This is a genomic window from Pseudomonas sp. FP2300 (genome assembly GCF_030687595.1).
Lineage (GTDB): Bacteria > Pseudomonadota > Gammaproteobacteria > Pseudomonadales > Pseudomonadaceae > Aquipseudomonas > Aquipseudomonas bijieensis.
In genome coordinates this window covers 1,302,248-1,320,970 of the sequence record NZ_CP117440.1, presented here as the reverse complement: position 1 = coordinate 1,320,970, position 18,723 = coordinate 1,302,248, and the positions used below count along the sequence as shown (strand labels likewise).

Annotated in this window: 16 protein-coding genes; 6 read left to right on the top strand and 10 right to left on the bottom strand. The window is 61.0% G+C overall.

The genetic code is table 11. The annotated features are described in order from the left end of the window. Positions 1–50: 50 nt before the first annotated feature. The 8 genes from rseP to rpsB all read right to left on the bottom strand — a co-directional run bounded on the left by rseP (position 51) and on the right by rpsB (position 7,569). A complete protein-coding gene (gene rseP, locus PSH86_RS05720) occupies positions 51–1,403 on the bottom strand; it encodes a sigma E protease regulator RseP (RefSeq protein WP_109753714.1) in 1,353 nt (450 codons plus the stop codon). A gap of 52 nt (positions 1,404–1,455) precedes the next feature. After that, positions 1,456–2,646 carry a 1-deoxy-D-xylulose-5-phosphate reductoisomerase gene (ispC, locus tag PSH86_RS05715; RefSeq protein ID WP_116831568.1) on the bottom strand — a complete coding sequence of 397 codons (1,191 nt, stop codon included), beginning with the start codon at positions 2,644–2,646 and terminating at the stop codon, positions 1,456–1,458. After that, positions 2,643–3,449 (bottom strand): phosphatidate cytidylyltransferase, encoded by an 807-nt coding sequence (locus tag PSH86_RS05710; protein WP_163855171.1) that lies wholly within the window; start codon positions 3,447–3,449, stop codon positions 2,643–2,645. Before PSH86_RS05710 ends, ispC begins: the two co-directional genes overlap by 4 nt. Then, entirely contained in the window at positions 3,449–4,204 is a 756-nt protein-coding gene (uppS, locus tag PSH86_RS05705) for a polyprenyl diphosphate synthase (protein ID WP_109753711.1), read from the bottom strand. The genes PSH86_RS05710 and uppS overlap by 1 nt, the downstream gene beginning before the upstream one ends. 13 nt (positions 4,205–4,217) lie before the next feature. Then, positions 4,218–4,775 (bottom strand): ribosome recycling factor, encoded by a 558-nt coding sequence (gene frr, locus PSH86_RS05700; RefSeq protein WP_109753710.1) that lies wholly within the window; start codon positions 4,773–4,775, stop codon positions 4,218–4,220. Then, positions 4,772–5,515 carry a UMP kinase gene (pyrH, locus tag PSH86_RS05695; RefSeq protein ID WP_003198235.1) on the bottom strand — a complete coding sequence of 248 codons (744 nt, stop codon included), beginning with the start codon at positions 5,513–5,515 and terminating at the stop codon, positions 4,772–4,774. The genes frr and pyrH overlap by 4 nt, the downstream gene beginning before the upstream one ends. Positions 5,516–5,772: 257 nt before the next feature. Then, entirely contained in the window at positions 5,773–6,636 is an 864-nt protein-coding gene (gene tsf, locus PSH86_RS05690; protein ID WP_305488446.1) for a translation elongation factor Ts, read from the bottom strand. A gap of 195 nt (positions 6,637–6,831) precedes the next feature. Next, entirely contained in the window at positions 6,832–7,569 is a 738-nt protein-coding gene (gene rpsB, locus PSH86_RS05685; RefSeq protein ID WP_003198231.1) for a 30S ribosomal protein S2, read from the bottom strand. 375 nt (positions 7,570–7,944) lie between these two features. Between rpsB and map the strand changes: the two genes are divergently transcribed. The 4 genes from map to PSH86_RS05665 all read left to right on the top strand — a co-directional run bounded on the left by map (position 7,945) and on the right by PSH86_RS05665 (position 13,909). Next, a complete protein-coding gene (gene map / locus PSH86_RS05680; RefSeq protein WP_030139491.1) occupies positions 7,945–8,727 on the top strand; it encodes a type I methionyl aminopeptidase in 783 nt (260 codons plus the stop codon). A 44-nt stretch (positions 8,728–8,771) separates the two neighbouring features. Continuing rightward, the gene (locus PSH86_RS05675; protein WP_305488443.1) at positions 8,772–11,474 is read left to right on the top strand and encodes a [protein-PII] uridylyltransferase; all 2,703 of its coding nucleotides are present in this window, start codon (positions 8,772–8,774) and stop codon (positions 11,472–11,474) included. 123 nt (positions 11,475–11,597) lie between these two features. Further along, positions 11,598–12,797, top strand: coding sequence for a succinyldiaminopimelate transaminase (gene dapC, locus PSH86_RS05670; RefSeq protein ID WP_003198225.1), 1,200 nt, complete (start codon positions 11,598–11,600; stop codon positions 12,795–12,797). Between the two features lie 716 nt (positions 12,798–13,513). After that, the gene (locus tag PSH86_RS05665) at positions 13,514–13,909 is read left to right on the top strand and encodes a type II toxin-antitoxin system PemK/MazF family toxin (RefSeq protein WP_305488439.1); all 396 of its coding nucleotides are present in this window, start codon (positions 13,514–13,516) and stop codon (positions 13,907–13,909) included. Positions 13,910–13,918: 9 nt separating this feature from the next. Here the strand turns inward: PSH86_RS05665 and PSH86_RS05660 are convergent, their stop codons facing one another. After that, positions 13,919–15,565, bottom strand: coding sequence for a Na+/H+ antiporter (locus PSH86_RS05660; protein WP_109753705.1), 1,647 nt, complete (start codon positions 15,563–15,565; stop codon positions 13,919–13,921). A 183-nt stretch (positions 15,566–15,748) separates the two neighbouring features. Then, the gene (locus tag PSH86_RS05655) at positions 15,749–17,068 is read right to left on the bottom strand and encodes a type III effector protein RopAA (RefSeq protein ID WP_305488434.1); all 1,320 of its coding nucleotides are present in this window, start codon (positions 17,066–17,068) and stop codon (positions 15,749–15,751) included. Positions 17,069–17,244: 176 nt separating this feature from the next. Between PSH86_RS05655 and PSH86_RS05650 the strand changes: the two genes are divergently transcribed. Continuing rightward, positions 17,245–17,607, top strand: a complete 363-nt coding sequence (locus PSH86_RS05650) for an ArsC family reductase (protein WP_212801935.1) — start codon at positions 17,245–17,247, stop codon at positions 17,605–17,607. Positions 17,608–17,639: 32 nt separating this feature from the next. Next, complete coding sequence (gene dapD / locus PSH86_RS05645; protein ID WP_047702245.1) at positions 17,640–18,674, top strand: 2,3,4,5-tetrahydropyridine-2,6-dicarboxylate N-succinyltransferase; 1,035 nt, start codon at positions 17,640–17,642, stop codon at positions 18,672–18,674. Positions 18,675–18,723 lie beyond the last annotated feature (49 nt).

Sequence of the window (18,723 nt, the reverse complement as noted above, 5' to 3'; positions counted from 1 at the left end):
CAATAAACAAACTGCCGCAAAATGCGGCAGATTCGCAATTCAGCGAAGCGTTACAGACGACCCAGATCGTTGACGAGGGCAAGCAACATGACCCCGACCACCAAGCTGATGCCGATCTGTATCCCCCAACCTTGCACCCGATCCGACAAGGGACGACCACGCGCCCACTCGATCAGATAAAACAGCAGATGCCCCCCATCCAGTACCGGGATAGGCAGCAAATTCAGAACCCCCAGGCTAATGCTCAGATAAGCAAGGAAATTCAGGAAATCAGCGACGCCCGACTGGGCAGAAGCGCCCGCCACTTTAGCAATGGTTATCGGTCCACTCAAGTTTTTTACCGAGAGCTCGCCGAACAACATTTTCTTGAGCGAGTCCAGCGTCAGGACGCTCATGGTCCAGGTACGACGCGCACCCTCGCCAATCGCCGCCACAGGGCCGAAACTGACCTCGCGGATCATTTCCGGCGGCCAGTCGACCGCCTTGACACCCGCCCCCAGGTAACCGGTCGGCGCCTTGCTTTCGCCACGGGCGGCCAGGGTCACCGGGACGTCGATTGGAGCACCGTCGCGCTCGATGCGCAGCACAATTTTGGTATCAGGACGTACGCGAACCGAATCGACCACCTGCTGCCAATCGCTGACCGGCTGGCCATCGAGTGCCAGCAACCGATCGCCGGTTTTCAGGCCAGCAGCCTGGGCCGGGCCTTTCGGGTCGAGTTCTGCGAGTATCGGTGGCAACGCTGGCCGCCATGGCCGAATCCCCAGGGATCGGATCGGATCGGGCTCGTCGGCACCTTTGAGCCAGTTATCCAATGCCAGTTCGCGAGGTGAATCCACCGTGGAGCCCTGCTCGCGCACCATCAATTGCAACGAACCGCTCTCACCCAGGCGCCGCACCAGTTGCAGATTGACAGCAGCCCAGCCCGACGTCGGCTCGCCGTCGATAGCGACGATTTCCTGCCCGGCACCCAACCCGGCGCGGGCGGCAACGCTGCCAGCCTCCACCGCACCGATGACCGGACGCACTTGTTCGCTGCCCAGCATGGCCAGGGCCCAGAAAAACACCATGGCCAGCAGGAAGTTGGCAATCGGCCCCGCCGCGACGATGGCAATGCGCTGACGGACGGTCTTGCGATTGAAGGATTGGTCGAGCTGATCAGCAGGCACTTCGCCTTCACGCTCGTCGAGCATTTTCACGTAGCCGCCCAGCGGGATGGCCGCCACGACGAACTCGGTGCCTTTCTTGTCGTGCCAGCGCAGCAAGGGCATGCCGAAGCCCACGGAAAAACGCAGGACCTTGACGCCACAGCGACGTGCGACCCAGAAATGACCGAATTCGTGAAATGTGACCAACACCCCCAAGGCAACCAGGGTGCCGACAATCATATAGAGCGCGCTCATCTGTTTTCTCCGCAATCCTGTCCAGGGTAGCCCTGGCTAACGTATCGCAGCTTCAACGCCCGTGGCGCTGCAGCCATTGGCCCGCCAACTCACGAGCCCTGGCATCCGCCGTAAACACTGTATCGAGGTCATCGACCGAAACCACGGCCTCGAGATTCAAGACTTCCTCGATGATACTCGCGATCTCGAGGTAACGGACACGTCCATCGAGAAACGCTGCAACCGCCACTTCATTGGCGGCGTTAAGCATGGCCGGGGCACTGTCGCCCGCCTCGGCCGCCTGGCGCGCCAGGCGCAGGCAAGGGAAACGCTGCTCATCGGGAGCCTGGAAATCCAGGCGGGCGATGGCGAACAGGTCCAGCGGCGCAACGCCCGAATCGATGCGCTCTGGCCAGGCCAGGGCATTGGCGATCGGGGTGCGCATATCCGGGTTGCCCAACTGGGCCAGTACCGAACCGTCGACGTAGTCCACCAGGGAGTGAATCACGCTCTGGGGATGAATCACCACCTCGACCTGGGACGGCTTGGCATCGAATAGCCAGCAGGCCTCGATCAGCTCCAGGCCTTTGTTCATCATGCTGGCCGAATCCACGGAAATCTTGCGCCCCATGGACCAATTCGGGTGCGCACAGGCCTGCTCGGGTGAAACATGCATCAATTCTTCCAGCGGCGTCTGCCGGAACGGACCACCGGAGGCTGTCAGCAAAATCCGCCGGACCCCCACCGCACCGAGGCCACGGGAAAAGTCCTGCGGCATGCACTGGAAAATCGCATTGTGCTCGCTGTCGATGGGCAGCAACACCGAACCGCTTTTGCGCACAGCCTGCATGAACAGTGCGCCGGACATCACCAGCGCCTCTTTGTTGGCCAGCAGGATCTTCTTGCCGGCCTCCACCGCCGCCAGCGTCGGACGCAAGCCCGCCGCACCGACGATTGCCGCCATCACGGCATCGACTTCAGGGTCTGAGGCCACTTGGCAGAGCCCTTCCTCCCCCACCAGCACGCGAGTGTGCAAACCGGCTGCGCGCAGATCGTCCTGCAACGCCCGCGCCACGCCGGCCTCAGGCACTACGGCAAACCGTGGCGTGTGGCGTATGCACAATGCCAGCAATTCACTCAAGCGCGTGAAGCCGCTGAGGGCGAACACCTGGTAACGCTCCGGATGCCGGCCGATGACGTCAAGCGTACTCAGGCCGATCGAACCGGTCGCGCCAAGGACGGTGATCTGCTGGGGGCGACTCACGATGCCGCCATCCACAACAGCACGGCAAAGATCGGGATCGCGGCGGTAAGACTGTCGATACGGTCCAGCACGCCACCGTGACCGGGCAACAGGTTACTGCTGTCCTTGATCCCGGATTGGCGCTTGAACATGCTTTCGGTCAGGTCGCCGACCACGGACACAAATACGATCAGGGCTGCACCAATGAGCCCCATCAGCAGTTGCGCCACCGTCCAGTCCCGCACGAAGCCGACCACGGTGGTGATCACCAGACTCAAGGCCAGGCCACCATAGACGCCCTCCCAACTCTTGCCGGGACTGACTTTCGGCGCCAGCTTGCGCTTGCCGAAGGCCTTGCCGGAGAAATAGGCGCCAACATCGGCCCCCCAGACCAGCACCATCACGGCCATGATCTGCCAGTTACCCAGCGGGCCTTGCTTGATCCAGATAAGCCCTTGCCAGGCCGGCAGCAGGATCAACAGGCCGATCACCAGCTTGGTCGCTGCGTTGGCCCAATGATGGGTCGTGCGCGGATAAGTCAGGACCAGGAAGGTCGCTGTCGCCCACCACAGCACCGCAGCGCCCAGCACCCAAGGCGCGAGGCCGGGCACCACGTACATGATGAACAGCATGGCCGCCACGGCCGCGGCGTAAGCCACGCGGGCCGACTGCGCAGGAAAACCCGCCAACCGCGCCCACTCCCACGCCCCCAAGGTCACGACCAGGCCGATGAACAGCGCAAAACTGGCGCCTTCGAGCAGGAAAAAACCACCCAGGGCAATGGGCAACAGGATCAGGGCAGTGATGATTCGTTGTTTGAGCATTAAACCCGGGCTCCAGCTTCGATCTGCTCGCTCGTTTTACCGAAGCGACGCTGACGGGAAGCGAAATCGGCCAGCGCGGTGCGCATGGCTTCGTGTTTGAAGTCCGGCCAGAACAGGTCGGAGAAGTACAGCTCGGCATAAGCCAGCTGCCAGAGCAGGAAGTTGCTGATGCGATGCTCGCCACCGGTACGGATGCACAGGTCCGGCAACGGCAGGTCGCCGGTCGCCAGGCAGGTCTGCAGCAGTTGCGGCGTGATGTCTTCCGGACGCAGGTGCCCAGCCTGGACTTCCCGCGCCAACCGCTGGGCAGCCTGGGCAATGTCCCACTGACCGCCATAGTTGGCGGCGATCTGCAGGACAAAGCGATCGGCACCTGCTGTCGCGGCCTCGGCTTCACGCATCGCAGCCTGCAACTCGGGATGGAAACGCGAACGATCGCCGATGATGCGCAAGCTGATCTTGTTGTCGTTGAGGCGTTTGGCCTCACGACGCAGGGCCTTGAGGAACAGGTCCATCAAGGCGCTGACTTCATCGGCCGGCCGCTGCCAGTTCTCGCTGGAGAAGGCGAACAGGGTCAGCACCTCGACCCCTGCCTCGGCGCACACCTCGATGACCGCACGAACCGCATCGACCCCCGCCTTGTGCCCGGCAACGCCAGGCATAAAGCGCTTCTTGGCCCAGCGGTTGTTGCCGTCCATGATGATCGCCACGTGGCGCGGCACCGCGAACGGCACGGCCTGCTTGGTCTTTTCCATGAAAACGAGACCCTTATACGGCCATCAGGTCTTTTTCTTTCTGCGCCAAATCCGCGTCGATCTTAGCCACGTATTTCTTGGTCAGGTCGTCAATCTCACCTGTGGCGCGGCGCTCTTCGTCTTCGCTGATTTCCTTTTCCTTGACCAGGTCCTTGAGCTGGCTGTTGGCATCGCGACGGATGTTGCGTACGGCAACACGGGCATCTTCAGCCACATCACGTGCCTGCTTGGTGAAGCCCCTGCGGGTTTCCTCGGTCAGGGCCGGCATGGAGATCAGCAGCAGTTCACCCAGGTTGGTCGGGTTCAGGTTCAGGCCGGCACTGCCAATGGCCTTGTCGACCGCGCCCAGCATATTGCGTTCAAAGGCTACGACCTGCAGGGTACGAGCGTCCTTGACGGTGATGTTGGCCACCTGCTTGATCGGGGTGTCAGCGCCGTAGTACGGCACCATCACGCCCTCAAGGATGCTCGGGTGTGCCTGGCCGGTGCGGATGCGACCGAAGTTGTGCGCCAGGGACTCCAGGGATTTCTGCATGCGCTGTTCAGCGTCTTTCTTGATTTCGTTGATCATTGTTGAACTTCCTCGATCAGTGTTCCTTCGGCGCCACCATGGACGATATTCAGCAGGGCACCGGGCTTGTTCATGTTAAAGACGCGCAACGGCATCTTGTGGTCGCGGCACAGGCAGATAGCCGTCAGATCCATTACACCCAGCTTGCGATCCAGCACTTCATCGTAGGTCAGATGATCGAACTTCTCGGCATGCGGGTCCTTGAACGGGTCAGCGGTATAGACGCCATCGACCTTGGTTGCCTTGAGCACGACATCGGCATCGATCTCGATCGCTCGCAGGCAGGCGGCCGAATCCGTGGTGAAGAACGGATTACCGGTACCGGCGGCAAAAATCACCACTTCCTTGGAGTTGAGGTGGCGCATGGCTTTGCGGCGGTCGTAGTGATCGGTCACGCCAACCATGGAAATGGCCGACATCACGATGGCCGAGATATTGGCACGCTCCAGCGCGTCACGCATAGCCAGGGCGTTCATCACAGTGGCCAGCATGCCCATGTGGTCGCCTGTGACCCGATCCATGCCGGCCGCGCTCAGCGCTGCGCCGCGGAACAGGTTGCCGCCGCCGATGACTAGGCCGACCTGCACGCCGATCCCGACTAACTGGCCAACTTCCAGGGCCATGCGATCCAGCACTTTCGGATCGATCCCGAACTCTTCCGAGCCCATCAGGGCCTCGCCGCTAAGCTTGAGTAGAATGCGTTTATAGCGAGCCTGATAACCACTGCCCTGCTGAGCCATTGCGAATCTCTCCTGCGGCGTATTTTCGAAAATTTTTGCAGGCTGTTTGCAGCCTGCATCTACTCTAGGCTTTGAACGAAAAGTGCCTGCGCGCCTTTTCGTTCAAAGCCTGGTTTGACGCTGACACAGCGCCATCGGAACACGGCTTTGTAAGCCAGTTCCGACAGGAAACCAATAAAAATCGGCATCCCCATCCAAAAAGAGGCTGCGCGCGTTAAGCGGGCAGCCTCTTCAGGGCGACAGTTGTAAGAACCGTCTTATTGCTTGGCAGCAGCCAATTGGGCAGCAACTTCTTCAGCGAAGTTGTCGACCGGCTTCTCGATGCCTTCGCCTACCTTGAAGTAGGTGAAAGAAACGATTTCAGCACCGGCTTTCTTCGCCAGGTCGCCGACCTTGATTTCCGGGTTCTTGACGAAAGCCTGCTCAACCAGGCTGGCTTCGGCCAGGAACTTGGAGATACGACCGCTGACCATTTTTTCTGCGATTTCAGCAGGCTTGCCTTTGAGCTTCTCTTCGTTCAGCTGCAGGAAGACGCTCTTCTCGCGCTCGATCGCTTCAGCCGAAACGTCCGAAGGCAGCAGGAACTCAGGGTTGGTCGCTGCAACGTGCATGGCGATGTCTTTTGCCAGCTCGGTATCGCCGCCCTTGAGGACAACCGCAACACCGATCTTGTTGCCGTGCAGGTAGGTACCGACCACGTCACCTTCAATGCGAACCAGACGACGGATGTTGACGTTCTCGCCGGTCTTGCCAACCAGGACCAGGCGCGCTTCTTCCTGAGACTCGATCAGCGGAGCTGCATCGGTCAGTTTGTCAGCGAAGGCTTTTTCAACGCTGGCAGCGACGAATGCCTTGAAGTCATCCTGCAAAGCCAGGAAGTCGGTCTGGGAGTTGACTTCCAGCAGCACGGCTGCCTTGCCGTCGTCCTTGATGGCGATGGCGCCTTCAGCGGCAACGTTGCCCGCTTTCTTGGCAGCCTTGATGGCGCCCGAAGCACGCATGTCATCAATGGCTTTCTCGATGTCGCCGCCAGCCTTGGTCAAGGCCTTCTTGCAGTCCATCATGCCTTCGCCGGTACGCTCGCGCAGTTCTTTGACCAACGCTGCAGTAATCTCTGCCATTTCAAAATCCTCTTGGATAGGTTTTCAACCATTCCACCCGATCGAACGGGCGATCAATTCTTCCTGGAAAACCACTGCTTATAGGCCGCGGCAGGTTACAAACAGGTCACTGCGCTGGCGGCAAATGGTTTTCGAGGTGGCAAAAAGGGGGCCAAGCCCCCTTTTTGCTTACTGAGTCAACGCCAGGGGCGTCGATTACTCAGCGGCTGCTGCCGGAGCTTCTTCAGCGAAGACTTCGGTGCCGCCGTTCACGTTGTTGCGACCACGGATAACAGCGTCTGCCATCGAACCCATGTACAGCTGGATGGCGCGGATGGCGTCATCGTTGCCTGGGATGATGTAGTCAACGCCTTCCGGGCTGCTGTTGGTATCGACAACGCCGATGACCGGGATACCCAGCTTGTTGGCTTCGGTGATCGCGATGCGCTCGTGGTCAACGTCGATCACGAACAGTGCGTCAGGCAGACCGCCCATGTCCTTGATACCGCCCAGGGAGCGGTCCAGCTTCTCAAGATCGCGAGTGCGCATCAGCGCTTCTTTCTTGGTCAGCTTGGCGAAAGTACCGTCTTCGGACTGGACTTCAAGGTCACGCAGACGCTTGATGGAAGCGCGAATGGTCTTGAAGTTGGTCAGCATGCCGCCCAACCAGCGGTGATCGACGTACGGCGAACCGCAACGTGCTGCTTCTTCAGCAACGATCTTGCCAGCGGAACGCTTGGTGCCGACGAACAGAATCTTGTTTTTGCCCTGGGCCAGGCGCTCTACGAAGGTCAGTGCTTCGTTGAACATCGGCAGGGTTTTTTCAAGGTTGATGATGTGGATCTTGTTACGCGCGCCGAAAATGTATTTACCCATTTTCGGGTTCCAGTAACGGGTCTGGTGACCGAAGTGCACACCGGCCTTCAGCATATCGCGCATGTTGACTTGGGACATGATAGTTCCTTGATAAGTCGGGTTTGGCCTCCACGTATCCCAATGACCAACCAGCGGCTTATATAAGCCGAGGCACCCAGGTCATCGTGTCGACACGTGTGTGGATTTAAGCTTACGGGGTCATCCCCGGAAAGCGGCGCATTTTATACCACAGCAAGGGCGAAAACGGAACACGGATTCTGAAATCCTGGTGAAGCCCCCCTCCCACAGCCCTTTCATGGGCAATGAATGCACACCCTTATAGAGAGAAGCGATGCATGTGGACGCGGATTTGCGCTGATCGTCTGTTAGAATCGCCTCTTTCAGGGCCACGTGAATCATCATCCGCCGCCCATTTCGCTTTGAACAGCGCCGTCGGGCGCAGAGAGAGCCTGTATGACCGTTACCCTCAAGACCCCCGAGGACATCGCCAAAATGCGTGTCGCCGGCAAACTTGCCGCCGAAGTGCTGGAGATGATCGCCGACTACGTCAAGCCTGGCGTGACCACCGAAGAGCTGGACCGCATCTGCCACGACTATATCGTCAACGAGCAGAAGGCCATCCCTGCCCCGCTCAACTACAAAGGTTTCCCGAAGTCGATCTGCACCTCGATCAACCACGTGGTCTGCCACGGCATCCCCAACGAAAAACCGTTGAAGGATGGCGATACCCTGAACATCGACGTCACCGTCATCAAGGACGGTTACCACGGCGACACCAGCCGCATGTTCCATGTCGGCAACGTGCCGGAGTGGGCCGAGCGCCTGTCGAAAGTCACCCAGGAATGCATGTACATGGCCATCGAACTGGTGAAACCGGGCTGCCGCCTGGGTGACATCGGCGAAGTGATCCAGAAGCACGCACAGAAGAACGGCTTTTCGGTGGTGCGTGAGTTCTGCGGCCACGGTATCGGCAAGGTGTTCCACGAAGAGCCACAAATCCTGCACTACGGCCGTGCCGGCACCGGCATGGAGCTGCAAGCGGGCATGACCTTCACCATCGAGCCGATGATCAACCAGGGCCGCGCCGACACCAAGGTGCTGGGCGACGGCTGGACCGCCATCACCAAGGACCGCAAGCTGTCGGCCCAGTGGGAGCACACCTTGCTGGTCACCGAGACCGGCTACGAGATCTTCACCCTGCGCAGCGATGACACCATCCCGCGCGTTTCCGCCTGATCCGAACCCAGCCTATAGCTATAGATAGAAAGGAAAGCCATTCAATGCCGCAGGTGGACCCCGAACTCTTCGACCGCGGCCAGTTCCAGGCTGAACTGGCCCTGAAGGCAAGCCCCATCTCGGCGTTCAAGAAGGCGATCCGCCAGGCCCACGAAGTGCTCGACCAGCGCTTTCGCAATGGCCGGGACATTCGTCGGCTGATCGAGGACCGCGCCTGGTTCGTCGATAACATCCTGCAAAAGGCCTGGGAGCAGTTCGACTGGAGCGAAGACGCCGACATCGCCCTGGTGGCGGTCGGCGGCTATGGGCGCGGTGAGCTGCACCCCTACTCCGACATCGATCTGCTGATCCTGCTGGACAGCGCCGATCATGAGGTTTTCCGCGACTCCATCGAGCGGTTCCTGACGCTGCTGTGGGACATCGGCCTGGAAGTCGGCCAGAGCGTGCGCTCGGTGCAGGAATGTGCCGACGAAGCCCGCGCCGACCTGACGGTGATCACCAACCTGATGGAAAGCCGCACCGTCGCCGGCCCCGAACGCCTGCGCCAGCGCATGCTCGATGTCACCAGCACGGAGCACATGTGGCCGAGCAAGGACTTCTTCCTGGCCAAGCACGCCGAGCAGAAGGCCCGTCACCACAAGTACAACGACACCGAGTACAACCTGGAGCCCAACGTCAAGGGCTCGCCCGGCGGGCTGCGGGACATCCAGACGATCCTCTGGGTTGCTCGCCGCCAGTACGGCACGCTGAACCTGCGGGCCCTGGCTGGCGAAGGGTTCCTGGTGGAAAGCGAAAACGCCTTGCTGGCCTCGTCCCAGGAATTCCTGTGGAAGGTTCGCTACGCCCTGCACATGCTGGCCGGGCGTGCCGAAGACCGCCTGCTGTTCGATCACCAGCGCTCCATCGCCGGCCTGCTGGGTTTCGAGGGCCAGGACGCCAAGCAGTCCATCGAAAACTTCATGCAGCAGTATTACCGGGTGGTGATGAGCATCGCCCAGCTCAGCGAACTGATCATCCAGCACTTCGAGGAGGTCATCCTCGCCCCAGAAGACGAAGAGCCGCCGCAGCCGATCAACTCACGTTTCCAACTGCACGACGGTTACATCGAAGCTCGCAACGCCAATGTGTTCCGCCGCACGCCGTTCGCCATGCTGGAAATCTTCGTGCTCATGGCCCAGCAGCCGGAAATCAAGGGCGTGCGCGCCGATACCATTCGCCTGCTGCGGGAAAACCGTCATCTGATCGACGAGGATTTCCGCCACGACATCCGCAACACCAGCCTGTTCATCGAGCTGTTCAAGTGCAAGATCGGCGTGCACCGCAACCTGCGGCGCATGAACCGCTACGGGATCCTCGGGCGTTATCTGCCGGAGTTCGGCTTCATCGTCGGACAGATGCAGCACGACCTGTTCCATATCTACACGGTCGATGCCCACACCCTGAACCTGATCAAACACCTGCGTAAACTCCAGTACACCCAGGTCTCGGAGAAATTCCCGCTGGCCAGCAAGCTCATGGGCAAACTGCCCAAGCCCGAGCTGATCTACATGGCGGGGCTGTACCACGACATCGGCAAGGGCCGCCAGGGCGATCACTCCGAGATCGGCGCGGTGGATGCCGAAGCGTTCTGCCAGCGCCATCAACTGCCGGTATGGGACAGCCGGCTGATCGTCTGGCTGGTGCAGAACCACCTGGTAATGTCGACCACCGCCCAGCGCAAGGATTTGTCCGACCCGCAGGTGATCCACGACTTCGCCCAGATCGTTGGCGATGAAACGCGCCTGGATTACCTCTACGTGCTGACCGTGGCCGACATCAACGCCACCAACCCGACCCTGTGGAACTCCTGGCGCGCCAGCCTGTTGCGCCAGTTGTACACCGAGACCAAACGGGCCTTGCGCCGTGGCCTGGAAAACCCGGTGGACCGCGAAGAACAGATCCGCCGGACCCAGAGCGCAGCCCTGGACATCCTGGTGCGCGGCGGTACCGACCCGGACGACGTCGAGCAACTCTGGTCACAACTGGGCGACGACTATTTCCTGCGCCATACCGCCGGCGACGTGGCCTGGCACAGCGACGCGATCCTCCAGCAACCGGCCGACGGCGGGCCGCTGGTGCTGATCAAGGAAACCACCCAACGCGAGTTCGAAGGCGGCACGCAGATTTTCATCTACGCCCCGGACCAGCACGACTTCTTCGCCGTGACCGTGGCGGCGATGGACCAGCTCAACCTCAACATCCATGATGCACGGATTATCACCTCCAGCAGCCAGTTCACCCTCGACACCTATATCGTGCTCGACACCGACGGCGATTCGATTGGCGATAACCCGGCACGGGTCAAGCAGATCCGCGACGGCCTCACCGAGGCCCTGCGCAACCCGGCGGACTACCCGACCATCATCCAGCGCCGGGTGCCACGCCAGCTCAAGCATTTCGCCTTTGCGCCCCAGGTGACGATCCACAACGATGCCCAGCGTCAGATCACAGTGCTGGAACTCAGCGCCCCGGATCGTCCCGGCCTGCTGGCGCGGATCGGGCATATCTTCCTGGAGTTCGACCTGTCGCTGCAGAACGCCAAGATCGCCACCCTCGGCGAACGGGTGGAAGACGTGTTCTTCATCACCGACGCCCATGGCCAACCGCTGTCCGATCCACAGCTGTGCAGCCGCCTGCAGGAAGCGATCGTGCGGCATTTGAGCGTCAACCAGGAACCCGATGCCCACCTGACACGCATCGGCATCTGAACGAACAAATTTCCCCCTGTGGGAGCGGGCTTGCTCGCGATAACGGCGGAACATCCAGCACAGATGTTTCCTGCCATACCGCTATCGCGAGCAGGCTCGCTCCCACATTGAACGAGGCCCCCGATGAACAACGCCCTGAACCAGCTGCAGCCCTATCCGTTCGAAAAGCTCCGCGCCTTGCTCGGCAGCGTCACGCCCAACCCCGACAAGCGCCCGATCGCGTTGTCCATCGGCGAGCCCAAGCACCGTTCGCCGAGCTTCGTGGCCGAGGCCCTGGCCAGCAATCTGGAAAAGATGGCCGTGTACCCGACCACCCTCGGTATCCCGGAATTGCGTGAAGCCATCACCGGCTGGTGCGAGCGCCGTTTCAACGTGCCGAACGGCTGGCTGGACCCGGCGCGCCATGTGCTGCCGGTCAACGGCACCCGTGAGGCCTTGTTCGCCTTCACCCAGACCGTGGTCAACCGTGGCGACGATGCCCTGGTGGTCAGCCCCAACCCGTTCTATCAGATCTACGAAGGCGCGGCGTTCCTGGCCGGGGCCAAGCCGCACTACCTGCCGTGCCTGGACGCGAATGGCTTCAACCCGGATTTCGACGCGGTTTCGCCGGACATCTGGAAACGCTGCCAGATCCTGTTCCTGTGCTCACCTGGCAACCCGACCGGCGCGCTGATTCCGGTGGATGTACTGAAGAAACTCATCGCCCTGGCTGACGAATATGACTTCGTCATCGCCGCGGACGAGTGCTACAGCGAACTGTACTTCGACGAGCAGACCCCGCCGCCAGGGCTGCTCAGCGCCTGCGTCGAACTGGGCCGCAAGGATTTCAAACGCTGCGTGGTGTTCCACAGCCTGTCCAAACGCTCCAACCTGCCCGGCCTGCGCTCCGGTTTCGTCGCTGGCGACGCGGACATCCTCAAGGGTTTCCTGCTGTACCGCACCTACCACGGCTGTGCGATGCCGGTTCAGACCCAACTGGCAAGCATCGCGGCGTGGAACGACGAAGTGCACGTGCGCGCCAACCGCGCGCTGTACCGGGAAAAGTTCGACGCTGTGCTGGAAATCCTCAGCCCGGTACTGGATGTACAGCGTCCCGATGGCAGCTTCTACTTGTGGCCGAATGTGGCGGGCGATGATGCAGCCTTCTGCCGTGACCTGTTCGAACAGGAACACGTGACCGTGGTGCCGGGCTCGTACCTGTCTCGCGATGTGGATGGCGTCAACCCAGGCGCAGGGCGTGTGCGCATGGCCCTGGTCGCGCCGCTGGCCGAATGTGTGGAAGCGGCGGAGCGGATTCGCGCGTTCATTCAGCGTCGGGGTTAATGACTGTATCGGGGCTGTTGTGGCGAGGGGATTTATCCCCGCTGGGCTGCGAAGCGGCCCCCAAGCCAGCCAACTCGGTGTGCCAGGAAGATTGAGTTCACTGCTTTAGGGCTGCTGCGCAGCCCAGCGGGGATAAATCCCCTCGCCACAGGTCCAGTGCTTCACAGGTATTTTTGTGTTTGCCTTTCGATTTATCGCGAGCAAGCTTTGCTCCCACAGTGGACTTGTGTGGCTCTCACAACCTGTGATCGATACCGGATCCTGTGGGAGCAAAGCTTGCTCGCGATGAGGCCGGCATTTATTGCATCAAGTCCGAAGCTCTACCCGATCCAAAGCCTTGGGCAGCGACACCCAGAGGCTAGAGCCCTCGCTTCCGACGGACAACCTTAAAAACTTGTCGGAAACTTCGGCGCGTCTGACAGACCACGGTCTGTCTGCTCAGACAAGAAAAGACATAAAACGTACCGCGAACGCCAAGCCGTTGATTTCGCTTACTTTGTACACCGAAAGATCTCATTCAACCCTGTTGCGAGGGTTCAAGCTGGCTTGAATTCGCTATCCCCTGTAGCCATAATCCTCCCCGTCACCAGCGAAAGCTGGCAGGAGTCTGGGTCCCTCTCGAGGTTGACCCAGCGGCGCAGAAAGGGCGAAGCAAGCTCAACTGCGTGTCGATTGAAGCCGCCTTCGGGCGGCTTTGCTTTTTATGAGGATAAGGAATGCCTCTCTATTACCATTCCAAGCAAGGCGATGTTCTTCTTTGCGACTTCACGCGGGGCTTTGTTGCACCTGAAATGCTGAAGATCCGCAAGGTGGTAATGATCTCCCCTACCGCCACACACAGTCGCAAGCTCTGTACCGTAGTGCCGATTTCCTCCACAACTCCACAAACTCAGCAGGACTGGCACCACCTGCTCCGCACCAACCCCCTCCAGTCCGATGGCTACAAAGAGCTTTGGGTGAAGTGCGACATGATTTATACCGTGAGTTTTGAACGTCTGGACAAGCTGCACAGAAAGACTCGATCCAAGGGCCGAGAGTACTTCGTTCCTCGCCTGGGCTCTGAAGACATGCAAGGCGTGATCGCCGGTGTGAAGGCCTACCTTCCGCTCTAACCCCAACCGTTATTTACCCAACCCCAAATTCGCCTCCGCCAGATCCAACTCCCCCAGCACCTCACGCAACACGTCATCCCCAATCTGGTGATGACGGCTGAGGCGATACAGCTCCAGCCGCTGCGCCCGAAAAGCCTTCAAGCGCAGCCGGCGTTCCAGCAGGTCCATCTCGAACGCCAACGCCTGGGCTTCGGCGGAGTCGTTGAACACCTCCAACTGATGGCGATATTCAGACATCAACCGCGCCTTGACCTCGGTCGCCAACGCCGCCTGGGCCGCATCCGGCGTACTGGTCGCTTCGGTCGGCTCCTCCACTTCCAGCGCATGGATCGCCGCTTCAGCGGTTTTGCGCCAAGCCTCGCGAACTTCGTTGCGACGCTTGTCGTCGGGGCTCTTCTCGATACCCCGCAGCAGCAGTGGCAGGGCGATGCAGGCCGCAATCAGCGACAGCAGAATCACCCCGGCGGCAATGAAGATCAGCAAGTCCCGCTCGGGAAATGCCTCCCCCGCCCCCAGCAACAACGGCACCGACAACACACCTGCCAACGTCACCGCCCCGCGCACACCGCCGAAGGTCAGCAACCAGCAGGAACGCGCCGTCGGCACCAGGGTCAACTCGCCCTTGCCGCGCCAGCGGCGCAACAGCCCGGACACGCGCCAGATGCTTTGCACCCAGACAAACCGCAGCACCAACAACACCAGGAAAATCGCCACCACGTCCAGGCAGCGATAGAACAACGTAGGCCACAACGTCGGCTCATGGCTGGTCACGGCCTTGATGATGTCCGGCAATTGCAAGCCCAGCAGCAGGAAGATCAAGCCGTTGAAGGCGAATTCCAACAGCGACCAGACACTGCGATTGAGCAATCGCGTGCCGGTCTGGCGCGGCAGCAGGTCGAGCCAGCTCTGCATCATGCCTGCCGCCACCGCCGAGAGAATCCCCGAGGCGCCCAAGCGTTCAGCCAGCACATAGGCTGCGAATGGCAGTAGCAACATGAACACCACGTGGGTGGCCGGATCGTCCCAGCCCCGGGCAATCATCCAGGCCCGCAAGCGGCCCACCAGCCAACTCAACACCACGCCCACCAACAGGCCACCGACCGCCACCAGGACAAAGGCCAGGCTCGCCCCCGCCAGGGAAAACACGCCAGTGATCGCCGCCGCCAGGGCGAACTTGAAGGTCACCAGGCCCGACGCATCGTTCATCAACGCTTCGCCCTGGAGCATGTGCATCAATGGCGCGGGCAAGCGGTCCCGGGCAATCGCCGAGACCGCCACGGCGTCGGTCGGTGACAGGACAGCCGCCAGGGCGAAGGTCACCGGCAACGGGATACCGGGCAGCAGCCAATGAATGAAATACCCCGCCCCAACTACCGTAAACAGCACCAACCCTACCGCCAGCGTCAGGATCGGCCCGCGCAGGCGCCAGAATTCGCGCTTGGGCATGCGCCAACCATCGGAGAACAGCAGTGGCGGCAGGAACAGAAACAGAAACAACTCGGGATCAAGCGCCACATGCAGCCCCAGCGAGGGCCAGGCCAGCACGGCGCCGGCGCCGATCTGCACCAGGGGCAACGGCAGCGGAATCAACCGTCCGATCAGGCGCGACACGCCCACCAGCATCAACAGGATCAGGACGGTATAGGCGCTTTGCATAACGGACTTCCAATGACAGCCATACACATCTGCGGCAACAGCTGGCCGGTGAAGTGCCATATTAACTGCCAAGGTGAACCGCTGCCGTTGCACATTGGTCGCACCTGAGCGGCGTCAGTGCGCAGTCGCCCCTTGGTCGCTCCCAACCTCCACGCGGCAGGAGCGACCGGCGACTATCCGAAGCTAAACAGCTCGCTCAGCGGCATTGAGGGTCGGGCGGCCCGAGACAACATCGACGCCGTCACCCTCATTGTCGCTGTCTTCCCCGATCTGTTCGGCCGCCGACATTTCGACCAAGGGCAACATTCCCTGCAGCTCATCCGGATGAGCGGGACCGGCAGATAGCCTGTCCAACGCGGCGGAGGCCTCGTCCGCCAACGGCTGGGTCATCACTCCCGTCGTCACCCAGGCGGCGAGCACCGGGGCCATCGTGGCCGTAACCGTCGCCTTGCCAGCCGCCGCAACACCCGCAGGCGAAATCCCGGCGTTCCTGGCTGCATTGACAGCGGCGGTCTGGGCCATGCCGATCGCAGTAATCCCGCCGGCCAACGCTCCAAGACCACTGGTCAAGCCGGTCGGCGTAACCAGGGCTTGCAGCGATTTGCTGCCATCGCGCATCGCGTCCAGCGGCAGGCTGCCGACCCGCTTCGCAATGCCCATCGCAGCACTTCCTACGCCATAATTCTTGAGGTCCTTGTAACGCTGGTGCCAGTCTTGACGCCCCAACAGGTATTGCGGGCCAATCCGGTGTTTCGATTTATCGATGGAATGTTGCAGGTCATAGGCGGCCATGCCTGAAAGCGGAGAACCGACGGCAGCTATCACAGAGTCCACCCTGCTGCCCGTTTGCGCATCGACGAGATGCGTCACGACGGGTTGGACGACCGTGCGCAACGCGTTTCGCGCGCTGAAGGTCTGGAAAGTCAGGCTGCCTTCGATAGCCCGGGTCGTCAGGCTCGGCTTCGCCGCCTGGGCGGATTCCCGCATGACCGGTTCCAGATCGGCATCTTCGGCCACCAGCCACTGGGTGTCGCTGGTGGCGCGCTGGATCAGGCCATTGCCGACCGTGTCGGCGGCGCTGCTGACCAGGCCGGCAATCGCCGACAGCGCCAACGGCGCGGTAATCGAGCCATTGCCGGTCACCGCCGGGACGAAGTCCAGCGCAATGGACGCCACGCCGAAGGGAACCGAACGAACGAATCCAACAGTGTCATGGGCCGCGCGATCCAGCCGAGAGCCTTTGGTCAGTACGGCATCGACGCTTTCCGCGGTTTCCCCGTCATTGGCCAAGGTGCGCGAACGATCGTCGATCAGTGCTTCGAAGGCCTCGCGATTGGCACCGTTTATATGCGGCTCGAATACCCGGATGAGCTGGGCCTTGATTGCACCAGTGCGATTTGCCAGGTCCTGTTCAGCCGTGACAGGACCGATCGGGACGGCTGCGGCGGTCCCGGTGGTCGATGTCGTTGAATGGAGCGGGGGGGTCAGGGAAATAGGATCCATGGGCTGCTCTCTCGTGCGCAAAAGTGTTGGGTTTACCTGTGCTGTGTGGTCGCCTCTTTTCTATCGGTTCCGCCTTGTCCGATCCGTCGCGACAGTCAAGGCACTGAAAGGAACGACGTGGCATAATCGTCCGCTGATTTTCAGGACGATACCGGGAACGTTTTGGAGGAGCATTCATGCCCAGGGAAAACAAGCATTTACAGCTTTTCGGCATCAAAGCCTGCGATACGATGAAAAAAGCGCGTACCTGGCTCGATGAGCACGCGGTGCGCTATGACTTTCACGATTACAAAACTGCCGGCATCGACCGTGAGCACCTGACCCAATGGTGCAACGAACATGGCTGGCAAGTGGTGTTGAACCGTGCCGGTACGACCTTTCGCAAACTCGACGACGAACGCAAAGCCGATCTCGACCAGACGAAAGCCATCGAACTGATGCTCGCCCAACCCTCGATGATCAAGCGCCCGGTGCTCGATCTCGGTGACCGAACCCTGATTGGCTTCAAGCCAGATATTTATGCGGCAGAGATCAAGTAAACCTGCCCAGTCCATTCTGTAGAGGTAATTTCATGTCCACTACCCTGTTCAGCCTGGCCTTCGGTGTCGGCACTCAAAACCGTCAAGGCGCCTGGCTGGAAGTGTTCTACGCACAGCCGCTGCTCAACCCGTCGGCTGACATCGTCAAAGCCATCGCGCCGATCCTTGGCTACAGCGAAGGCAACCAGGCCATCACCTTCACCACCGCCCAGGCCTCGCAACTGGCTGAAGCGCTCAAGGGTGTCGATGCCGCGCAAGCCGCGCTGCTGACCCGCCTGGCCGAAAGCCACAAACCGCTGGTCGCCACGCTGCTGGCCGAAGATGCCCAACTGAGCTCCACGCCTGAGGCTTACCTCAAGCTGCACCTGCTGTCCCATCGCCTGGTCAAGCCCCATGGCCTGAACCTGGCCGGCATCTTCCCGCTGCTGCCGAACGTGGCCTGGACCAGCCAGGGCGCGATCGACCTGAGCGAACTGGCCGAGCACCAGCTCGAAGCCCGCCTGCGTGGCGAGTTGCTGGAAGTGTTCTCGGTGGACAAGTTCCCGAAAATGACCGACTACGTGGTGCCGGCTGGCGTACGGATCGCCGATGCCGCGCGGATCCGCCTGGGCGCCTACGTGGGCGAAGGCACCACCGTGATGCACGAAGGTTTCGTCAACTTCAACGCTGGCACCGAAGGCCCGGGCATGATCGAAGGCCGCGTGTCGGCTGGCGTGTTCGTCGGCAAGGGTTCGGACCTGGGCGGCGGTTGCTCGACCATGGGCACCCTGTCGGGCGGCGGCAACATCGTGATCAAGGTTGGCGAAGGCTGCCTGATCGGCGCCAACGCCGGCATCGGCATCCCCCTGGGCGACCGCAACACCGTGGAGTCGGGCCTGTACGTGACCGCCGGCACCAAAGTCGCCCTGCTGGACGAAAACAACCAACTGGTGAAAGTGGTCAAGGCCCGCGACCTGGCCGGCCAGCCCGACCTGTTGTTCCGCCGCAACTCGGAAACCGGCGCGGTGGAATGCAAGACGCACAAATCGGCCATCGAGCTGAACGAAGCACTGCACGCCCACAACTAAGCCGCTTCACACCCTCACCTGTGGGAGCAACCTTGCTCCCACAGGGTCC